Consider the following 20070-nt stretch of genomic DNA (forward strand, 5'->3'; position numbering starts at 1 on the left):
TCATGTTTAAAATCCAACTTGAAAAGGCTACAAAGCGATTTCAATATGAATGGATTTTTAAAAACCTGGATTTAACATTAGAATCAGGTGAATCTTTGGCTGTCACTGGAAGCAATGGTTCTGGTAAATCCACCTTGCTCAAATGCATCAGTGGGGCCATTCCCCTTACCTCAGGAAAAGTGAATTATATCTATGAAAACCAATCGATTTCAGAATCTGATTGGTTTTCTTATTTAAGTATTGCAGCGCCGTACATGGAGCTGCCAGAGGAATTCACTCTGGAAGAGCTGTTGAAATTTCATTTCAAGTTCAAAAACATGATTTCCAATTTCACGGTAGAAAAGATCATTTCCACCCTGTATTTGGAACAACATGCTGAGAAACCAATCGCTCAGTTTTCTTCGGGAATGAAACAAAGAGTGAAACTCGGAATCGCATTATTTTCGGAAGTTCCCTTGATTTTTTTGGATGAACCTACCTCCAACCTGGATAAAAAAGGAATTGAATGGTACCAAAATTTGATCGACACCTATAAATCGGATCGAACAATTTTCGTTTGTTCCAATGAACCTCGAGAATATGAGTTTTGTACACAAAAAATAAAACTAGAGGACTACAAATAAGATTAGTTTTTGGGATACTTGTGTATATTTAATTTTTAAGAAGGAACTATTCAATTCATGAAATTCAACTATTTAAGATTATTATCCTTTCTAATTATTGCGGCTTTCGCTCAAGCTTGTTGGAATGACGAACCAACCCCTCCTCAAAAACAGCGGAGGAATTGGCAATTGAAGCATTAACAGAAACTGGTAGAATAAATTGGGTGATTGCCGGTGGTGGAACGGTGAAAAGGGATGGCAACTTGGTTACCGACCTGTATCAAAACTTTGAATTGAATTTGAGTGCCAACACTGCTGCAAAAACATATACCAGTAAAAACAATAATGACATTTTTGACAATGCAGGAACTTGGTCTTTTGCTGGTAGTAATTTTGACAAAATTATTTTGACCGGATCTCAACCTGTCTCAGGTAGAGAGATTTCTTTTACCCGAAATGGTGATCGCCTCATTTTAATCTTTACTATTCCATTACCAGGAGCTAGAATCAATGGGGTCCAAGCCATTGCAGGAACCTACGAATTCGATCTTTTGAAGGATTAAAAAAAGGAGCTAAAAAGCTCCTTTCCTATTTTAAGGTCACCAAGGTTACGCCAGCACCACCACGATCAGGATGCTCATCCTCCAACCTCGCAACTTGAGGCATGGATCTCAATAAATTTCTGGTAATATCCCTCAGGATTCCATCACCTTTTCCATGAACGATCCTTAGGTCTTTGACCCCAAACATAAATCCTTCATCAATAAATGTCTGGATGATAGACAGCACCTCTTCTCCTCTTTTTCCTCTCAAATCCAAGTTTGGAGAAAAATCCATGAGTTTCTCGTTGGTATTATACCCACTTCTTTTGGAAGATGACTTCAATTCCTTCTTCACCTGAGTTTGTGATATTTTCTCCAATCGGGAAAGTTTGACATTGGATTTCAACTCTCCAATTGAAAGTTCCACTTCCTTATTTCTCACCTGAAGCACTTGAGCAATCGCTCCATTATCTTTTAACCTGACCCAATCTCCATTGGAGATTTTACCTCCTACCACCACAATCTCAGGATCTTTAATGGCCATCTTCTCAGGCTTTACCTCCTCTTTAAAAGTCTCGAGTTTTTTTCTGATCTTTTTAGTGGCTTCTTTATCCGCTTTGTCTTCCTTTATCTGACGGATAGTAGATTCAATTTTTTTATTGGTTTGATCCAATAATGCTTTGGCTTCCTGTTTGGCCTCTTGAATATATCGCTTCTTTGTGAGCTCTAAGGTTTCTTTCAGTTCATTGTATTCTCTGAGCCTGGTTTTGAGCAACCTTTCTTTCGCTTTGGCATCTGCCAATAAGCTGGTGTATTGATTCTTCTCATTTTCAAGCTGAGTCAATAATCTATCGTAGCGCACTCGCTCTTCTCCAATATTATCTTTTGCATATTGAAGAATATCTTTGGATATCCCGATTTTAGAGGCAATTTCCAATGCAAAAGAAGACCCGGGTTTTCCTATTTCCAATTGGTACATTGGCTCCAATTTATCTACATCATAGCGCATGGCTCCATTTACCAGACCTTGGTTTTTATTGGCTATTTGTTTCAAGTTTCCATAATGGGTAGTCACAATACCAAAGGCTCCTAATTTATTCAAAGCCAGCAATATGGATTCAGCAATCGCTCCTCCAAACTGAGGTTCCGTCCCTGTTCCAAATTCATCAATAAAGAGGATGGTTTTCCTATTTGAAAATTGAGTAAAATGCTTCATACTCATCAAGTGTGAGCTATACGTACTCAAGTCATTTTCAAGGTTCTGCTCATCTCCTATATCAATGAAGAAATTATCAAAGAGCGAGCTTTTTGAGTCAGGCTGGACAGGTATTAACAAACCACATTGCAACATATATTGAAGCAAAGCGACCGTTTTTAATGAAACAGACTTACCTCCTGCGTTGGGTCCTGAAATTACTAACAACCGCTCATGTCCACCTAATTTCACATCCAAAGGAATGATTTTCTTCCCTTGACCTTTCAATGCCATTTCCAATAAAGGATGTCTTGCCTTGGTCCAAGTCAGTTGTCTTTCTTTGGTAATCTCAGGTTTGACACTTTCTGTTTTCTGAGCAAATTTTGCTTTGGCTCTGACAAAATCCATCAAGCCTAGGTAATTTGTCGCTTTCCTTAAGGCTGGGATTGCAGGTCTCAGTTTATCAGTTAGAGTCGTGAGTATTTTGATAATCTCACGGCGCTCCATGTATTCCAAATCCCGGATTTCATTATTGATATCCAAGGCCTCTTCCGGCTCCATAAAGACCGTTTGGCCCGTTGCAGATTCATCATGGATAAAGCCTCGTAACTTCCTCTTATTTTCTGCTGCCACTGGAATCACCATTCGACCTCCACGGATGGTCATCGCCGAATCTTCAGGAGTTAGCCCTTTGGCCCTTGCCTCTTTAAAGATTCTTTCCATCACTTTTCTTAACCTTCCTTCTTCAAAGATGATCTGATTCCTTATCAATTGAAGATCCCTACTCGCATTACTCCTGATTTTCCCTTTATCGTCGATTACTTGTTCTATTGATTTCAACAAGCCCAAATCTAGATCAACCAATAAGCCTAAGAGTTGACTAAGGGCTGGATATTCATCTCCGAATTTTTTAAAAAATGAAATACATCCTCTCAAGGTATATAGTGCCAACTTCACTTCATGAAAATCCTCCTGATCTAGAAACGCGCCTTCTAATTTGGCTTTTTCTAAAAAAGGATAAAGATTCGTAAAATTGGAGGAAGGAAAAACTTCCCCTGAAACCAAGATCTGAAAAAATTCATTTGTTTGGTCTAGGAGTTTTTCGACCAATTTGTGATCTGAGGAAAAGGAAACTTTATCTACATAACTCATTCCCAAAGGAGAGGTACATTCCTCCTTTAGCAATTCCTTGACCTTTCCGAAATTTATTTTTTGCTCTAAATTAGAGGGGTATATCATTAGAAAATCTCTCCTTCGTCTTTTTTAATCCCAATTGTTTCTCTTGCCGCCAACGAATCTAAAATCTGGGCATACATATTATCCATGATTCCTGGGTATTGCAGGTAGTATCGGAGGCTTTGAGTAAAAACTGAATCTTCTACTTGATGTTTTTTGAAGACTTCTTTTTCCATTAGCTTGTATAAAACCTCAGAAGAATCATAGGCTACTGGTATTGCACTGGCGATCCCCTCCGTTATCTGTATATCAATCAGGACATTAATCATTTTATCCTGACTCAACAAACCCTCTGGTTTCTCATCTTCGGAGCAAGAGGCTACAAAAAGTAGACTTATACAAATTAGTAGTAATCGTTTCACGATGTAAAATTATGGTTTTTTAACTGAAATTTCCTTCACCCTTCATATAAGACAAATTTTATAATTCAACCTGTTCCTATAAATTAGCCAGTTCAAATCACCAGGAATGAATCAACTATTCAGTAAGCTTAGAAAATACGAGATAATGATCCGAAAAGTGGCAAACAACCACTTGCAAGGAGAATACCAATCTCTTTTCAAAGGCTCTGGTTTGGAATTTGACGACTTACGTCCCTATCAATACGGAGATGATGTAAGAACGATCGAATGGAAAGTGTCAGCTAAAGGTCATGGCACCTTTGTGAAGACCTTTCGAGAAGATAAAGATCAATGTGTTTATTTCTTGCTGGACATCAGCGGAAGCCAAGATATTGGTCAAGTAGGAAACAAGAAAATAGATCAGGGTAAAATCATTGCCGGAGTTCTTAATCTGGCCGCCGTTTTTGATGGTAGTCAGGTGGGACTTATCAGCTTTTCTGATCAAAAAGAGAACCTGATTTTACCCGGGAAAGGGCCTAAACAAGGTGTAAAGATGGTCAGAGGAATCTTTGAGCATGAAAACAAATCTTTAAAAACTGATTTGAATGCCATGTTTACCTTCGCCTTAAACCTTATCAAGAAAAGAAGTGTCATCATTGTGATTTCTGACTTTATTGATGAAGGATACGAAAGACCTTTCAGAGCCCTTGCAGAAAGACATGACTTGGTTGCAATTCAGTTGACTGACCCACGAGAATCCGCCTTGCCTTCACTGGGAATTATTCCTATTTATGATAAAGAGAGAGGGAAAACAACTTGGGTAAATACCGCTTTCGGAAGCTTTTCAAAAAAATAGCTGAAACCTTTTCTTCGGAACGGGTGAACCTTCAAGAAATTTGCAAAAAGAATCAGATCAATTACCTAAGTATTGATACGAGTCAAGATATTGTAGCTCCCTTGATTGAATTATTTAAGTACAGAAACAAAAGAATGAAACGTGGGTAAACTTAGTAAGATCATTCTTTTATTTTTCCTCCCTATTCTAAGCTGGGCTCAAGAAGTCAAGATAGATGGATATTTTCTTCAGGATTCTGCAAAACTTGGAGAACGTGTAGGTTATGTATTAAAAGCTACCTACCCTGAACAGAAACAACTCATATTTCCAGATTCACTGTATGATTATTCTCCATTGGTATTACTTGAAAAAAGACATTTATTTCGAGTACTACAGAAGGAGTAACCAGTGATAGCACCATCTATTATGTATCCAACTTTTCCCTGGAACCTAGTGTATTTATGACACTCCCAGTATATGAGGTGGCTAGATACGATAGCATCACGCATTTTCCATTAGAGGCAGAATTAAAATTAAAACTCACCTTAGACAGCATTCCGGAACAACCAGTTTTTCAGGAAAACAATGTATATCAACCGCTTGAAAAAGAATTTAATTGGATTGTTGTAGGTGTCTTAGTTGGAGGAATTGTTTTAGTAATATTGGTTTTCTATCTGCTTTTCGCAGAACGTATAAAACGCCTTTTGAAGGATAGAAGTCAAAAAAGAAGGTGGAGGCAATTTGAAAAAGAATGGATCAAACAAACGACCCGCCTTACCCAAAACCCTAGCTTAGATCTAGCTGATGAAGTTCAGGGACTCTGGAAATCTTTTATGGAGAAACTCACTCATCAGCCTTTCCAAGAATGGACTTCCAGTGAAATCGGAGAAAAACTGGATGACCCTGAAGTTTTTAAAGCTTTGAGAGCAATTGACTTGATCATTTATGCAGGGGTTTCAGAAAAAGTGAAGAAGCTACTGATTATCTACTTCAGGTAGCAAAAGAAACACATTTAGAAAAACTAAACGAGATGAAGCATGCAAGAGCAACTAGCTGAGTTTTTTAGCTGGTCTTGGTTTTTGCCTGAGACCTTCAAATCATACGAATGGGAAAATCTTTGGATTCTGCATTTGCTTTGGATCATTCCTGCGCTGATGCTTTTGAGGATTTTCGTGAAGTTTTTGAAAAACCCTGTTTTAGAACTTTCACTTCCTAAAAGAGCCGCAAAAAACAATCCTTGGACTTACCTGAGACTTATCCCTACAGGATTCTTCTTCTTGGCTTTGGTCATGATCGTGATAGCATTAGGAAGACCTCAGCGAAGTAACGAGCGGGTGGAGCAATTTACGGAAGGTATAGACATTGTCCTAGTGATGGATATTTCGGAATCAATGGATCTTCAGGATTTTACTCCAAACCGGTTGGAAGCAGCTAAATCCACCGCTGTTGACTTTATTAATGGTCGTTTTGGCGATAGAATTGGAATGGTGGTGTTTGCGGGAGAAGCGTATTCACTTGCACCATTGACGAATGATTATCAGCTTTTGACAGATTTGATTGGGGATATTTCATTTAATATGATGGAAGCAAAAGGTACTGCCATTGGTTCGGCAATAGCCTCAGCTACGAATCGAATGAAAGAATCAGAGTCTGCTTCCAAAGTGTTGATTTTATTGAGTGATGGGGAAAGTAATGCTGGGAATGTAGACCCCTTGTTTGCCGCGGAGCTTGCCTCTGCATTGGACATAAAAATATATACCATCGCAGTGGGAAAAGATGGCATGGTTCCTTACGGGACTGATTTTTTGGAAGACCTCAAATGGTCGAAAGTTACTTGGACGAAACTACCTTGAGAGAAATTGCTAAAATTGGGAATGGGGAGTTTTTCAGGGCTTCCGATGGCGGTACACTAAATAGTATTTTTGAAAGAATTGATACCCTGGAAAAAGCGGAAGTGATAGAAAATAGGTATAAGGAGACTTCAGATTATTATCGAGTTTATTTATTCTGGGGGATGCTATTATTCTTTATCTGGTTACTTCTGAAAAGTAGCTTTCTCAATAATTTCTTACTTGATTAATGATCCTATTAAGCAACTAAAACCTGACAAATATCAGGTTTTGTTCTTATTCTAGTCAGTCAAAAAAAGTCATTTAAGTACAGTTTTGTACAAAGAAAAAAGAATGACTTTATCACCAGAACTTATAGAAAAGTATAACAAACCTGCTCCTCGTTATACTTCTTATCCAACGGTACCACTTTGGGAAAACAATCTTTATTCAGCAACTTGGGAAGGGCTCGTTCAAACTGCTTTTGACCAGTTTGGTGCACAAGAAGGAATTACTTTGTACATCCACCTACCCTATTGTGAGAGTCTTTGCTCCTATTGTGGTTGTAATAAGCGAATTACAAAAAACCATACGGTAGAAATCCCATATTTGGATGCTGTTCTAGTAGAATGGAAAAAATACCTGAAGCTATTTAATGGAAAACCCAAACTAGCTGGAATTCACCTAGGCGGTGGAACACCTACCTTTTTCCAACCTGAGTCCTTAGAATATTTTCTGAGCGAAATCATTCAAAACTCTGAAATCCTGGAATCGGCTGAATTCAGTTTTGAAGGGCATCCCAACAACACCACGTTGGCACACTTACAAACATTAAGCAGGCTTGGCTTTGATCGAGTGAGTTATGGAATCCAAGATTTTGATCCGAATGTTCAGCAGGCCATTCACAGAATCCAGCCCTTGGAAAAGGTGATCGAAGCTACTGAAAACGCCCGAAAATCAGGTTATACCTCTATTAACTTTGATTTGATTTATGGATTGCCCCATCAGACCATGGCTTCTTTAGAAGATACTTTTGAGAAGGTCGCTGATTTAAAACCGGACCGCATTGCCTTTTATTCTTATGCTCATCTACCAAGTGTATTCCCCGCCCAAAAGAGCTTTGAAAGCTATTTGCCAGCGGATATTGAAAAGCGGGAACTTTATGAATTTGGAAGAAAAAAATTGATTGATATGGGATACGAGGAGGTAGGAATGGACCATTTTGCCCTACCCAATGACCCCTGAACTTGGCGAAGCATAAGGGTACTTTGCATAGGAATTTCATGGGCTATACCACCTCTCCTTCCAAGATATTAATTGGCTTGGGAGCAAGCAGTATTAGTGATATCCATCTTGGCTATGCTCAAAACGAAAAGAATATTGAAGCCTATAAAGAAATATTGAATCAGGATCAATGGGCGATTCAAAAGGGACACGTTTTGACAGAGGAGGATATTCAGATCAGAGAGATCATCCTAGATTTGATATGTAGAAATGAAGCGCACATTCCTTCCAAGGTTTGGAAAAAGCTAAATGAAGATCAGATTTTCAAACTGAAAAATATGGAGTCAGAATATCTGGTGAGAATAGAAGGTGAAAAATTAAAAATTACTGAAACAGGAGTGGCCATTATTCGTCATGTCTGTAAACAGTTGGACCTAAGACTGTCCAGTAATCAAAAGCACCATCAGGTGTTTAGTAAAGCTATTTAACGACACATCGTTATTTCGATTTGTTTAGCCCCATAGTCATAGATTTGCAGATCAGGGCTAAACCCATGCAACCCTAGGCCAAGTCCACGAAAAATAAATAGAATCCCAATCAGAACTCCCAAATATGGGATGGCTGATTGGAATTTTTGTCTAAGGGAAAGGCTAAAAAGACTTCCAGAAATCATTAATGCCAATAAAAGAGGGACTGTACCCAATCCAAAGAAAAACATGTATGCTGCTCCTAACCATGGATTTTGCAAGGCCAAAGCAGCGATCAGAGCCATATAGACCATGCCACAGGGTAATAATCCATTGATCATACCTGTACTAAAATAAGCTGATGTCTTTCCAGACTTTAGATAAGTTCCTAATGTCTTTTTTACCCATTTTACAAAACCTGAAAAAATTGGAATGGATAAGAATTGATCTGATGTTTTAACTGATAGTGCAAAGATTAAAATAAGCACTCCCATCCCAATTGATAAGCCTTGTTGTACTCCTGCCAATGCCAGAGAAAAACCAAGACTGCCTACCAAAAGCCCCAAAAGAGAGTAAGTAAGACTTCTTCCTACATGGTAGATGATTTTATTTCCTAAAAATTTATTTTTATTGGAACCACCCACCGCCAATGCAATAGGTCCACACATTCCAACACAATGAAATGATCCCAAAAAACCTAATATGACAGCAGTCCAAAGCATCAAAAATTTAATTTCTTTTCTTGATAATATTCTACTCCATTTTCCACCCAATTCAATTGAGCCTTCCAATACCCACTTTTCAATTGATTAATTGGAACTTCAATAGCCCTTTGGCTATTACCATCTAATTTGATTTTTTGGTCTAAGGCAGCATCTGAAGGTCTGAAAAGATGAAGAGTCCCAGAGGCGCCGGAAGGAAGATCCACCAATATCATTTGCCCCTTCATATCAAAAGTCATAATATCCTTGTTTTGATCTAAGGTGGCCTGTTCTTTATCTATTTGATCCTGATAAACTATTTCCTTTTCATAATAGCTTTCGGTCACCAACTCAATTCCATCCATTCTAACCGATATAGTCACCATGGTCATGATGACCACAATAAAACCTAAAAACGAAAGGAATATTCCAGTTCCCCAATTCATAGTCAATTTCATTGTCTTATTTGTTTATAGGTGCCATAAAGTTTGTTTCAATATCCCCAAATTCTTGACCACCGGCACTTAACTGTAATTGTACCTTTTCCTGGCTTACTTGTACATCTGATTGATTTCTAACTAAGAAAAATCTTCCTTCAAATTTTGATTGGGGCTCCAAGGTCCAGTGGGTATCCCCGACTACTTCCAAATCTATCCCCTCTACCAATGGGGTCAATTCCACCGTCTGTGGTTCAAATGTTTTGTTGATTAAAGTGATTTCATACAAGTTTGATACCCTTCCATCCTCTCTGGTTTGATAAGTCATACCTGGAAATCTAGTAATTGTTCCATTAATAGGTTCTCTAGTGGCAATTAAAGAGACAAAAGCGGCAACCAATACCAACAAAACCACCACATATGCCTTGACTCTACCCGTGATCAATTTCTGAAAACCTTCTTTAATACTATTTTGAGAAGCATATCGGATCAAACCTTTTGGTCTATCTACTTTGACCATGACCTCATCACAGGCATCAATGCAAGCAGTACAGTTCACGCATTCCATTTGAATTCCATTTCGAATATCGATTCCTGTTGGGCAAACCTGTACACAAAGGCTGCAATCCACACAATCGCCTTTTGGCTCAAGTTCTGCCTTGTTTTTCCGTATTGGTGCTCTAGGTTCACCCCTCACGTAATCATACATGACGTTGATGGAGTTATTGTCTAATAAAACACCTTGAAGTCTTCCATATGGACAAACAACCAAACAAGCCTGCTCCCTAAACCAGGAAAACACAAACATGAATATTCCCGAAAAAGCAATCAATCCAATAAAACCAGCCATATGGGCTGAAGGGGGCTGGGTAACTACCTCTATCACTTGATCCACCCCTATTAAATAAGCCATTACCAAATGACCAATCATCAATGAAATGAACCCAAAGATCAGGTATTTAGCTCCTTTCTTTCCAATTTTTCCGGCGTCCCAAGGAGCACTATTCAATGCTCTTTGCTGATTGGCATCTCCTTCGATCCAATACTCAATTTTACGGAAAACCATTTCCATAAAAAGAGTTTGAGGACAGGCCCAACCACAAAATACCCTTCCAAAAATTACTGTAAAAAGAATTACGAAAACGAAAAAGATTAATAAAAGGAAGATCAACAAATAGGTATCCTGAGGCCAAAAAACAGCTCCAAATATGATAAACTTCCTTTCAAAAATATTGAACAAAAGCCAAGGTCTTCCATCTACCTTTATGAAGGGTCCAGCAAATAAAATAGCCAATAAAAGCCAAGAAAGATAGGTCCTATATTTAAAGAACATACCTCTAACTTTCTTTGGGTATACCCAGTTTCTTTTTCCATCTTCTTGGACAGTTGCCAAGGCATCACGGAAATTCTCAGGGTTTAAATGTGGATTCTTTTTTGCCATAATACAGTGTATGGAAACACCGGAAGAATTTCTTCTTCCGGTTTATTGGAAACAATCTATTTTCTATTCTACCGCGGTACTATCGGACTCTGAAGGAGTTTCTACCGCAGGAGCTCCACCAACTAATTCACCTTGAGGTTCCTTCGGATTGGCTGGGCTTGTACCCTTAAGCGTAAGAATATAGCTTGCTACTTGTTGGATTTCCTCTGGACTTAGCTGATCCTCCCATGGCACCATCCCTTTACTTACTACACCATATTTTATCACAGTGAATACATCTGAAATCGAATTCCCATGAATCCAATAATCGTCGGTTAAGTTGGGACCAACTCCACCACCTCCATCAATAGCATGGCAAGCGGCACAATTACCTTCAAAGATGCTTTTACCTCCTGCTAATGCTGAAGCCGATTCATCAAAAACGACGGTTGTCTCATCAATTCCAGCGGCAGCATTGGCCTTACGTTCTTCGGAGGCAATGGCTTCGATTCTCAATTCTTCTTCATATTCTTCCACTCCTGTTTTCCCATAGCCCAATACAGAGTAATTGAGGAAATAACCTATGCCAAAAACGGCTGTAATTAAAAATACATATTGAAGCCAAGGCGGCATGAAATTGTCAAGTTCAGTAATCCCATCGTAGGAGTGATCTGTCATTTCCTTTTTCTCCACCGCTTCTTCTGCGACATCTCCTGTAATGAACTTTTCTTTAAAGGATTCCCACCATGTTGGTTCTGCTGCCATTGCAGGGTTTTCTTTTCTAAACACTGCAGTGATAAAAGACATGAGATAAATGATCAATATTAAAAGAAGAATAATGACTCCTAATATGACCCCCATGATGATTAGAAGGGTAAGTTGATTCCCATCCATATTCATCAGTTTTTCGTAAGTCGAACTTTCTACTGCTTGAGCAAAAACTGCGTTAGTCACAGAAAGCCCAACAAAAGCAAATAATAAGGTTAGTATATTTTTCATGGCTCTTTCTTAATAATATCGTCATCTTCCATAGGAAGTGACCTCATATGGTCTATGTAAGATTTAGGTACCTTAATCACCCATAGCAACATGGCGACAAAGAATAGGACAAAAATCAAAAGCGAAATGATTGGATAGATTTCTATGTTTTCGATAGATCTTAAAACTTCTTTATACATGACTTTTTGATTTATTCGTTAGAAGAAGTTGCCTTGATATCAGTACCAAGTCTTTGTAAATAAGATATCAATGCCACGATTTCTGTATTTGGCATTACCTCAACACCTGCATCTTTAAGGTTAGCAGTAATCTGAGCAGCTTGAGATTCCAAGTCTGCCAACGCGCGCTCGTCATACCCCTCTGGATAAGGAACTCCCAATTTTTGAAGTGTCCTGATTTTTGCTGGTAAATCGGAGTAATCCATTTCATTTTCTACCATCCATGGATAAGGAGGCATCAAGGATCCCGGAGACATAGATCTTGGATCCATCATATGGAAGTAGTGCCAGCTATCTGGATATTTGCCACCTACACGGTGTAAATCAGGCCCCGTACGTTTGGATCCCCATAAGAAAGGTCGATCATAGACAAATTCCCCTGCTTTGGAATACTCTCCATATCGCTCTGTTTCAAATCTAAAAGGTCGGATCATTTGTGAATGACAACCCACGCAGCCATTCGAGATATACAAATCCCTACCCTCCAATTCAAGAGGAGTATATGGTTTTACAGAACTAATGGTTGGTACATTGGATTTCACCAAAATGGTAGGAATAATCTCTATGGCACCTCCAATCGCGATTGCAACAGTCGCTAACACAGTGAAGAAAACAGGCTTTCTTTCCCAGGCTCTGTGCCAAAATTCTCCAGCCGGCTTGTAGTTTTTAGCCAAAGCCGGTGCAGAATCTTCTTCAGATTCTTGGAATTCTCCCTGTTGAGCAGTTTTCCACATGTTGTATACCATGATCACGGCACCGCTCAAGTAAAGTAAACCACCAAAGGCTCTCAACATATACATCGGTACCAATTCCACAACAGTTTGCAAGAAATTACCATAGGATAATCGTCCCATTTCATCAAACTCTCTTAACATCAAGAACTGAGTCAAGGCAGCGACATACATGGGAAGTGCATAGAATATAATCCCTAGGGTTCCCATCCAAAAATGGGTATTCGCCAATTTGGTGGAGTAAATCTTGGTTTTGAATATTCTTGGCCACATCCAATACAGCATTCCGAAAGTCAAGAACCCATTCCAGCCCAAGCCTCCAATATGTACGTGAGCAACAATCCAGTCTGTATAGTGAGCAATCGCGTTCACATTTTTCAAGGATAACATCGGTCCTTCAAAGGTCGCCATACCGTATGCGGTAAGAGCTACCACCATAAACTTCAAAACGGGTTCATTGCTGACTTTATCCCAAGCTCCACGAAGGGTCAATAGACCATTGACCATCCCTCCCCAGGAAGGCGCAATCAGCATTACCGAAAAAGCAGTACCCAATACCTGAGCCCATTCTGGAAGAGCGGTATACAACAAATGGTGAGGTCCTGCCCACATGTAAATGAAGATCAACGACCAGAAGTGGACTATAGAAAGTTTATAAGAATAAACAGGTCTATTCGCAGCCTTTGGCAAGAAATAATACATCAGCCCTAAAAATGGGGTAGTAAGGAAAAATGCAACTGCATTGTGACCATACCACCATTGCACCAACGCATCTTGAACCCCAGCATAAGCAGAGTAGCTTTTTAGGAAGGAAACGGGTAAGGCCAAGGAATTGAAAATATGCAGTACGGCCACCGTCACAAAAGAAGCCATGTAAAACCAAATGGCCACGTACATGTGCCGCTCCCTACGAGTGATTAACGTTCCTATCATATTGGCACCAAATGCCACCCAAACCAAAGCAATCGCTATGTCAATTGGCCATTCTAACTCTGCATATTCTTTAGAGGTTGTAAGACCTAAAGGAAGGGTAATTGCAGCAGCTAAAATAATCAGCTGCCATCCGTAGAAATGAAACCAGCTCAATGTTTTATTCCACATTGGCGTTTTCAATAACCTAGGCATGGAATAATACACGCCTGCGAAAATCGCATTTCCTACGAAGGCAAAAATTACTGCATTCGTATGCAATGGTCTAATCCTACCAAAAGTGGTATAAGGATTACCCAAATTGGCTTCTGGTAAGAAAAGTTGGGTGGCAGCGATGACTCCCACCAACATCCCGACGAGCCCCCATATAACGGTGGCTGCTCCAAAATACTTGACAATTTTATTGTCATATTGGAACGTTTCTAAAGTAGAATCATTCATAGGACTTTGTTTTTGTTGGTTGATCTTTTGTTTCTTTTTTTGTTTGCTGTCGAATAATATTCTAATGGATGGCGTATAATCATCATCAAACTGGCCATCCTTCATTGCTTTAAAAAACAGGTAAAGGAATGTCCCTGCTAGAATTAAACTCACACCGATCAATAGAAAAATCACCTCCATATTAGTTGAAGTTTGTCTTAAATAATCCTTTTCTCATCGCCACTAGATTGGTTGCTACTGTAGTAAATACCACTACCGTTATACTACTGATTGGCATTAAAATGGCACAAATTACGGGGCTGAGAGCACCTTGAACTGCCAAGGAAATCCCGATAATATTGTACATAAAACTCAGTATAAAACTGATTTTAATAATGTACCTATTCGCCTTTGCAAAGCTTAAAAATGCAGGAATACTAGAAATCACGGTGGCATCCATAATGGCATCACTGGCAGGAGAAAAATGGCTGATCTGCTCTGTAACTGCAATCCCAACTTCACTTTCTTGTAAGGCCCCTGCATCATTCAAACCGTCCCCTACCATGAGCGTATGCTTCCCTTCTTGATTCAGGTGTTTTAGGTATTGGAGCTTATCGGAAGGACTTTGATTAAATTTAAACTGAATGGAAGTTCCCAGTCTATCCCGTAAAGTAACTTGTTCATGGCTATGGTCCCCAGAAAGTAAGTGCAATTCATATTCATCCTCCAATTGTTGGATGACAAATGGGGCAGTTTCCCTCAATCCAGACTTAATGGAATAATACCCAAGATCTTGGCCAGCTACAGAAAAATATACCAGGTTACCTTCCTCGATACTTGGTTCTAAATTTGATCCAGTGAAGTCTTTAGACCCCAATTGAAAAAGTTGTCCTTGGTAAAACGCTTGAATTCCTTTCCCTTTGATTTCTTGAAAATCTGTAATTCGTTCCAGTTCCCTATCCCCTAAATAGTAATTGATTCGATTACTCAAGGGATGACTGGACTTTGAAACCATAGATTTTAAAATATTCTTGGTTTGGGAAGTCAATTCATCTCCTACAAATTCTATTTGTGCATTGGCAGGGAAGTAAGCGTACCTGTCTTATCAAATACGATGGTATCTAATTGAGCCATCTTTTCAATGACAGAAGCATTTTTCAAATAAAACTTTGCCTTCCCAAAAATTTCAAGGTATTGCCCAACGTAAATGGAGTAGACATGGCCAATGCACATGGACATGCGACTATCAATACAGAAGTAAAGGCTTTGATTGCCAATGAAAAATCCTGCAAACTCCAATATCCAAAAGCCAGGAAAGAGATAGAGAGCACAGTCCAAGTAAACACGCTACTTACTTTATTGGCCAAGGGCTCTAGTAATCCATCTTGCTTTTTTTCAAAAGTTTCATTGTTCCAAAGATCTGTCAAATACCCTTGGGACGGGGATTTTTGAATAGTTAAGAGAATAGGATCTCCTACTTGTCTTCCACCCGCATAAATAATTTCTTTTTTAGACTTAGGCACAGGGATCTCTTCTCCTGTGACAAAACTATAGTCAATACTAGCTTGGTCGCTAAGTAAAATAGCATCGGCAGGAATCAATTCCTCATTTCTTATTAAGATGACATCCCCTATTTCAAGCTTAGAAATAGGAACTACTTCTTCTTTGTCTTGAACAAGCTTTGTTACGGCCATTGGAAAATAGGATTTATAATCCCGATCAAATTCCAAAGCCGAAAAAGTTTTCTGCTGATAATATTTACCCAACAAAAGGAAGAACAATAATCCTCCTAGACTATCCATGAAACCTGCATTCCCAAAAATAAATATCTGCCAAAGGGAATAAAGAAATAATGCAATAATTCCCAGCACGATAGGCACATCCATATTGATTTTCCTCTGTTTGAGAGAATTCCAAGCAGATACGTAATAGCTATTCGCAGAGTAGAAAACGACCGGTAAAGCAAGCAAGACATTCAAATAATTGAATAAGCCTTTAAATCCTTCTCCTAAGAATTGGGTTTCTGAAAAATACTCCGGCAAACTGAACAACATCATATTTCCGAAACAGAACCCTGCTACTGCTAACTGGGAAATCAGTTTTTTGTCTATCGTAGTTTTGGGTTTACCTCCTTGATCAGATAAACTAATTTTTGGTTCATAACCGATGGTAGCCAACAATGAAACCAGCTCCTTTAAACTGATTTTATGCTGATTCAATTTGACTTGAACTTTCTTCTTTATGAAATCAACCCTACTTGAAAGGATCCCAGAATGGATTTGAACTAGGTTTTCGAGCAACCAAATACAGGATGCACAATGGATATGAGGAATAGTAAAAGTAATATGGCTTTCAGAATCACTTTTAAAATCTAACAATTGAGACTGAACGTCTGCATCTTCTAAGTAGTCAAATCTATTTTCTTTGGAACTCTTTAATTTTTGATTTTCACCGGGGAATTCTTCTAGCTCATAGTAGCTACACAGGTCATTTTCAGAGAGAACTTCGAAGACTAGTTTACAGCCTTGGCAGCAAAAGTGTTTATCATCATGAACCAAGTCCAACTCATTGCACACCTCTCCGCAATGATAGCATTTAGTAATAGAATTTGAATTAGAGGTGGTTTTCATGAGTATTAGTTTACTAAATTTACTTAAATAAGTAATAAAAAAACATGATTAAAGTCAGGTGAAGTCATTAATTATAAGGATAGGTAAAATGATAATTGATCATCCCATAATTCTCCTTTGTAAAAATCAAAAAGCACATTAGAGAGCTCTTGTTGGTAGGTTTTTGTCGTGACTAATAAAGTACAGTCATGCTGTACTGAATAGGACCAAAAGTCTCCAATTCTCATAAAATTGAATTTGATAAAACTTGTCTCTTTGGTTGCTGAAGAGATCTTTTGGATAATATCCTGTTCCTCTCTAGACCTGGATTTTGGAATAAAACTGGGTGAAATGATGGTAGCTTTGCTCTCCTTGATTAAGTCTTGAAATAGGAACAAAAACTTATGGATGATTCTGGCTGAATCGGTAGTCCCATCATAGTGAAATAGAAGATGTTTCAATGAGAATTTAGGGACATAAAGTAAGACAGGCGTTTGGCAAGGTTCTTTTTCCAATGATTTAGGATATTCATGGGTTTGCAACCAATCCAATACTTTATTAAGATCTAATGAAAACAAAGTAGGGTGTGAATCATCAATGGCAAGGTTGTTAAGTTCAATCGCTGGATTAAACTCTTCATCCAAAATCTCTTGGTGAAAAACATTGATCAATTGGGTGGGTAGATCAAACTTCGTCATACTTGAAGGCTTGGCTTCCATATAGAATAACTTTATTCAAAGCTATTCAAGAGAGCACTTACAGCTCATGACCATTCCTAGTTGGAAAAATGATAAAAGTCAGTTTTTGAATTTTATTTCAATAGTCAATGAAAACTGGAATGGATAGTCGCTATTGTAGATAATCAATAGAGCATTTATAAACAGAAAAAATAGAATTCTGAAGGGAAAATTAAGTGATTTGAAAAAGCTATAAGGCAGATTCTAAATTTGGAATACTTGAATTCGATTGATTGGCACACCACCAAAAAAGCCAGCATGGCTGGCAAGAAGACAGGGGACCTTAGGATCGGTTTGTTTCTTGGGGGCTAAAAAACACAAAAGCCCCTTCCGGAGTGATCAAAGGGCTTGAATAATGTGGCGGCGACCTACTCCAGGTGTAACCCCAGTACCATCGGCGCTGCAGGAAGCAGCTTCTCTGTTCGGGATGGGAAGAGGGTGGGACCCTGCGCTTCTTCGGCCGCCTAATCTGTAAGTATACAGTCATCAGTGATCTGTGATCAGCTTTTCCTGTATCTAATATCTTAAGTTCTTCTTCGGTAGTAGGTAATTCATGCCCAGTACTTCTACTTCTGACTTTACTAACATGTCTTGGCAGAAACTGCTAAACAGCGGTAAGCTTTTGAGCAATTAAAACGCTACTCAGCTATGACATTACTGCCTTTTACCTGCGCCTTTATACAACGTCATCGTCTCTGACGGCCCTATTTGGAAGTCTCATCTTGGGGAGTTTCGCACTTAGATGCTTTCGCGCTTATCTCTTCCCGACGTAGCTACCCGGCAATGCAATTGGCATCACAACCGGTACACCAGCGGTCAGTCGCGGTCCTCTCGTGCTAAGGTGGGTCCTCGCAAACTTCCCACGCCCGCAACAGATAGGGACCGAAGACTGTCTCACGACGTTCTGAACCCAGCTCGCGTGCCACTTTAATGGGCGAACAGCCCAACCCTTGGGACCTTCTCCAGCTTCCCAGGATGTGACGAGCCGACATCAGGGTGCCAAACCTCCCCGTCGATATGAGCTCTTGGGGGAGATCAGCCTGTTATCCCCAGCGTACCTTTTATCCTTTGAGCGACAGCCCTTCCATTCAGAACCGCCGGATCACTATACCCGTGTTTCCACCCTGCTCGGCTTGTCGGCCTTACAGTCAAGCTCCCTTATGCTATTGCACTCCTCGTACGGTTACCAAGCGTACTGAGGGAACCTTTGAAGCCTCCGTTATCCTTTTGGAGGCGACCACCCCAGTCAAACTACCCACCAAGCAATGTCCCCATTCGGGGTTAGATACCAAACAAACAAAGGGTGGTATTTCAGCAGTGACTCCACGAATCCTGGCGAACCCGCTTCATAGTCTCCCACCTATCCTACACATCATTTGTCCAGTACCAATGCTAAGCTGCAGTAAAGGTGCATGGGGTCTTTCCGTCCCGTTGCGGGTACGCGGCATCTTCACCGCGACTACAATTTCACCGAGCTCATGGCTGAGACAGTGCCCAGATCGTTACACCATTCGTGCAGGTCGGAACTTACCCGACAAAAATTTCGCTACCTTAGGACCGTTATAGTTACGGCCGCCGTTGCTGGGGCTTCGATTTCAGAGCTTCTCTTGCGATAACTCCCTCTTAACCTTCCAGCACCGGGCAGGTGTCAGGCCTTATACTTAGTCGTTAAACTTTGCAAAGCCATGTGTTTTTGTTAAACAGTCGCCTGGGCCTCTTCACTGCGGCCCCGATTGCTCGGGGCGCCCCTTCTCCCGAAGTTACAGGGCTATTTTGCCGAGTTCCTTAGCCATGATTCCTCGAGCACCTTAGGATACTCTCCTCGACCACCTGTGTCGGTTTGCGGTACGGGTAATTATACGCTTAACGCTAAGTTTTTCTTGGAAGCCACTTAGGATCACTATCCGATTGTCCGTAAACGCTCGGTACTATCAGCTTCGGCTAAACCCACGCATTTAACTATGGGTCCAATACACACTACCTTTAACGCGGTATTCCGTCACCGCGCGGATCTTTCATCACTCCGTCGCTCCATCACCTGTATAATTAGTATGGGAATATTAACCCATTTGCCATCGACCGCCCCCTTCGGGTTCGCCTTAGGTCCCGACTAACCCTGATCCGATTAGCGTTGATCAGGAAATGTGAGTCTTACGGTGTACGGGTTTCTCGCCCACATTATCGTTACCGCCTTCATTTGCTTTTCCAAAAGCTCCACCACAACTGACGCTGTAGCTTCACCGCCGTTGGAATGCTCCCCTACCACTGTCCGCCGTGGCGGACAATCCTTCGCTTCGGTACTATGTTTGATGCCCGATTATTATCGACGCCCTGTCGCTCGACCAGTGAGCTGTTACGCACTCTTTAAAGGAATAGCTGCTTCCAAGCTAACCTCCTGGCTGTCTCTGCAACTGGACCACCTTTGTTCAACTTAACATAGATTTGGGGACCTTAGCGGAAGGTCTGGGTTCTTTCCCTCTCGGACTGGGACCTTAGCACCCCAGCCCTCACTGCCGGTTCTGGTATGACGGCATTCGGAGTTCGTCAGGATTTGGTAGAGTTTGACTCCCCCTAGTCCTATCGGTAGCTCTACCTCC

The 20070-nt window shown here is 40.1% G+C and carries 17 protein-coding genes, 1 rRNA gene and 2 pseudogenes (1 of these 20 cut by a window edge); 8 read left to right on the plus strand and 12 right to left on the minus strand.

The features are described 5' to 3' along the window. The first annotated feature begins 2 nt into the window (after positions 1–2). Together V8V91_RS07855 and V8V91_RS07860 are read left to right on the plus strand one after the other, a co-directional pair. Positions 3–623 carry an ATP-binding cassette domain-containing protein gene (locus V8V91_RS07855; RefSeq protein WP_373399599.1) on the plus strand — a complete coding sequence of 207 codons (621 nt, stop codon included), beginning with the start codon at positions 3–5 and terminating at the stop codon, positions 621–623. A 161-nt stretch (positions 624–784) separates the two neighbouring features. After that, positions 785–1165 carry a hypothetical protein gene (locus V8V91_RS07860; RefSeq protein WP_373399600.1) on the plus strand — a complete coding sequence of 127 codons (381 nt, stop codon included), beginning with the start codon at positions 785–787 and terminating at the stop codon, positions 1163–1165. A gap of 25 nt (positions 1166–1190) precedes the next feature. On the opposite strand, the gene V8V91_RS07865 is transcribed toward V8V91_RS07860, so the two are convergent. After that, positions 1191–3578, minus strand: a complete 2388-nt coding sequence (locus tag V8V91_RS07865) for an endonuclease MutS2 (RefSeq protein ID WP_373399601.1) — start codon at positions 3576–3578, stop codon at positions 1191–1193. Next, positions 3578–3937 (minus strand): DUF4296 domain-containing protein, encoded by a 360-nt coding sequence (locus tag V8V91_RS07870; protein WP_373399602.1) that lies wholly within the window; start codon positions 3935–3937, stop codon positions 3578–3580. The genes V8V91_RS07865 and V8V91_RS07870 overlap by 1 nt, the downstream gene beginning before the upstream one ends. 106 nt (positions 3938–4043) lie before the next feature. Between V8V91_RS07870 and V8V91_RS07875 the strand changes: the two are divergent. The 6 genes and pseudogenes from V8V91_RS07875 to V8V91_RS07900 all read left to right on the plus strand — a co-directional run bounded on the left by V8V91_RS07875 (position 4044) and on the right by V8V91_RS07900 (position 8292). After that, positions 4044–4921, plus strand: a pseudogene (locus tag V8V91_RS07875) (DUF58 domain-containing protein). Continuing rightward, positions 4914–5156 (plus strand): hypothetical protein, encoded by a 243-nt coding sequence (locus V8V91_RS07880; protein ID WP_373399603.1) that lies wholly within the window; start codon positions 4914–4916, stop codon positions 5154–5156. The pseudogene V8V91_RS07875 and the gene V8V91_RS07880 overlap by 8 nt, the downstream one beginning before the upstream one ends. Positions 5157–5212: 56 nt before the next feature. Continuing rightward, the gene (locus V8V91_RS07885; protein WP_373399604.1) at positions 5213–5749 is read left to right on the plus strand and encodes a hypothetical protein; all 537 of its coding nucleotides are present in this window, start codon (positions 5213–5215) and stop codon (positions 5747–5749) included. A 39-nt stretch (positions 5750–5788) separates the two neighbouring features. Next, a pseudogene (locus V8V91_RS07890) lies at positions 5789–6831 on the plus strand (VWA domain-containing protein). Positions 6832–6934: 103 nt separating this feature from the next. Beyond that, positions 6935–7825, plus strand: a complete 891-nt coding sequence (locus tag V8V91_RS07895) for a radical SAM protein (RefSeq protein ID WP_373399605.1) — start codon at positions 6935–6937, stop codon at positions 7823–7825. Between the two features lie 2 nt (positions 7826–7827). After that, positions 7828–8292: a hypothetical protein gene (locus V8V91_RS07900; protein WP_373399606.1), complete on the plus strand. Its 465-nt coding sequence runs from the start codon at positions 7828–7830 to the stop codon at positions 8290–8292. On the opposite strand, the gene V8V91_RS07905 is transcribed toward V8V91_RS07900, so the two are convergent. From V8V91_RS07905 to V8V91_RS07950, 10 genes are all read right to left on the minus strand, one after another. Next, positions 8289–8993 (minus strand): sulfite exporter TauE/SafE family protein, encoded by a 705-nt coding sequence (locus V8V91_RS07905; protein ID WP_373399607.1) that lies wholly within the window; start codon positions 8991–8993, stop codon positions 8289–8291. The two genes, V8V91_RS07900 and V8V91_RS07905, sit on opposite strands and share 4 nt — an antisense overlap. Next, complete coding sequence (locus V8V91_RS07910) at positions 8993–9430, minus strand: FixH family protein (RefSeq protein WP_373399608.1); 438 nt, start codon at positions 9428–9430, stop codon at positions 8993–8995. The genes V8V91_RS07905 and V8V91_RS07910 overlap by 1 nt, the downstream gene beginning before the upstream one ends. Before the next feature lie 4 nt (positions 9431–9434). Beyond that, entirely contained in the window at positions 9435–10850 is a 1416-nt protein-coding gene (ccoG, locus tag V8V91_RS07915; RefSeq protein ID WP_373399609.1) for a cytochrome c oxidase accessory protein CcoG, read from the minus strand. A gap of 63 nt (positions 10851–10913) precedes the next feature. Continuing rightward, complete coding sequence (locus V8V91_RS07920; RefSeq protein WP_373399610.1) at positions 10914–11828, minus strand: cbb3-type cytochrome c oxidase N-terminal domain-containing protein; 915 nt, start codon at positions 11826–11828, stop codon at positions 10914–10916. Beyond that, positions 11825–12007 carry a cytochrome C oxidase Cbb3 gene (locus V8V91_RS07925; protein WP_074225022.1) on the minus strand — a complete coding sequence of 61 codons (183 nt, stop codon included), beginning with the start codon at positions 12005–12007 and terminating at the stop codon, positions 11825–11827. The genes V8V91_RS07920 and V8V91_RS07925 overlap by 4 nt, the downstream gene beginning before the upstream one ends. 11 nt (positions 12008–12018) lie before the next feature. Continuing rightward, on the minus strand, positions 12019–14328 hold the full coding sequence (gene ccoN, locus V8V91_RS07930; RefSeq protein WP_373399611.1) for a cytochrome-c oxidase, cbb3-type subunit I: 2310 nt from the start codon (positions 14326–14328) through the stop codon (positions 12019–12021). 1 nt (position 14329) lies between these two features. Next, complete coding sequence (locus V8V91_RS07935; protein WP_373399612.1) at positions 14330–15118, minus strand: HAD-IC family P-type ATPase; 789 nt, start codon at positions 15116–15118, stop codon at positions 14330–14332. 166 nt (positions 15119–15284) lie between these two features. Continuing rightward, positions 15285–16757, minus strand: a complete 1473-nt coding sequence (locus V8V91_RS07940; RefSeq protein ID WP_373399613.1) for a heavy metal translocating P-type ATPase — start codon at positions 16755–16757, stop codon at positions 15285–15287. A gap of 71 nt (positions 16758–16828) precedes the next feature. Beyond that, positions 16829–17434 carry a hypothetical protein gene (locus V8V91_RS07945; RefSeq protein ID WP_373399614.1) on the minus strand — a complete coding sequence of 202 codons (606 nt, stop codon included), beginning with the start codon at positions 17432–17434 and terminating at the stop codon, positions 16829–16831. A 649-nt stretch (positions 17435–18083) separates the two neighbouring features. After that, positions 18084–20070 (minus strand): 23S ribosomal RNA (locus V8V91_RS07950); it runs 879 nt beyond the window's last position.

It is taken from the genome of Algoriphagus halophilus (genome assembly GCF_041729275.1).
Classification (GTDB): domain Bacteria; phylum Bacteroidota; class Bacteroidia; order Cytophagales; family Cyclobacteriaceae; genus Algoriphagus; species Algoriphagus halophilus_A.

Bases quoted from the DNA above. Each gene is read 5' to 3' on its own strand.
- V8V91_RS07855 (WP_373399599.1), top strand. From the start codon at position 3: ATGTTTAAAATCCAACTTGAAAAGGCTACAAAGCGATTTCAATATGAA.
- V8V91_RS07865 (WP_373399601.1), bottom strand. From the start codon at position 3,578: ATGATATACCCCTCTAATTTAGAGCAAAAAATAAATTTCGGAAAGGTC.
- V8V91_RS07885 (WP_373399604.1), top strand. From the start codon at position 5,213: ATGACACTCCCAGTATATGAGGTGGCTAGATACGATAGCATCACGCAT.
- V8V91_RS07895 (WP_373399605.1), top strand. From the start codon at position 6,935: ATGACTTTATCACCAGAACTTATAGAAAAGTATAACAAACCTGCTCCT.
- V8V91_RS07905 (WP_373399607.1), bottom strand. From the start codon at position 8,993: ATGCTTTGGACTGCTGTCATATTAGGTTTTTTGGGATCATTTCATTGT.
- V8V91_RS07910 (WP_373399608.1), bottom strand. From the start codon at position 9,430: ATGAAATTGACTATGAATTGGGGAACTGGAATATTCCTTTCGTTTTTA.
- ccoG (WP_373399609.1), bottom strand. From the start codon at position 10,850: ATGGCAAAAAAGAATCCACATTTAAACCCTGAGAATTTCCGTGATGCC.
- V8V91_RS07920 (WP_373399610.1), bottom strand. From the start codon at position 11,828: ATGAAAAATATACTAACCTTATTATTTGCTTTTGTTGGGCTTTCTGTG.
- V8V91_RS07925 (WP_074225022.1), bottom strand. From the start codon at position 12,007: ATGTATAAAGAAGTTTTAAGATCTATCGAAAACATAGAAATCTATCCA.
- ccoN (WP_373399611.1), bottom strand. From the start codon at position 14,328: ATGGAGGTGATTTTTCTATTGATCGGTGTGAGTTTAATTCTAGCAGGG.
- V8V91_RS07940 (WP_373399613.1), bottom strand. From the start codon at position 16,757: ATGAAAACCACCTCTAATTCAAATTCTATTACTAAATGCTATCATTGC.
- V8V91_RS07945 (WP_373399614.1), bottom strand. From the start codon at position 17,434: ATGACGAAGTTTGATCTACCCACCCAATTGATCAATGTTTTTCACCAA.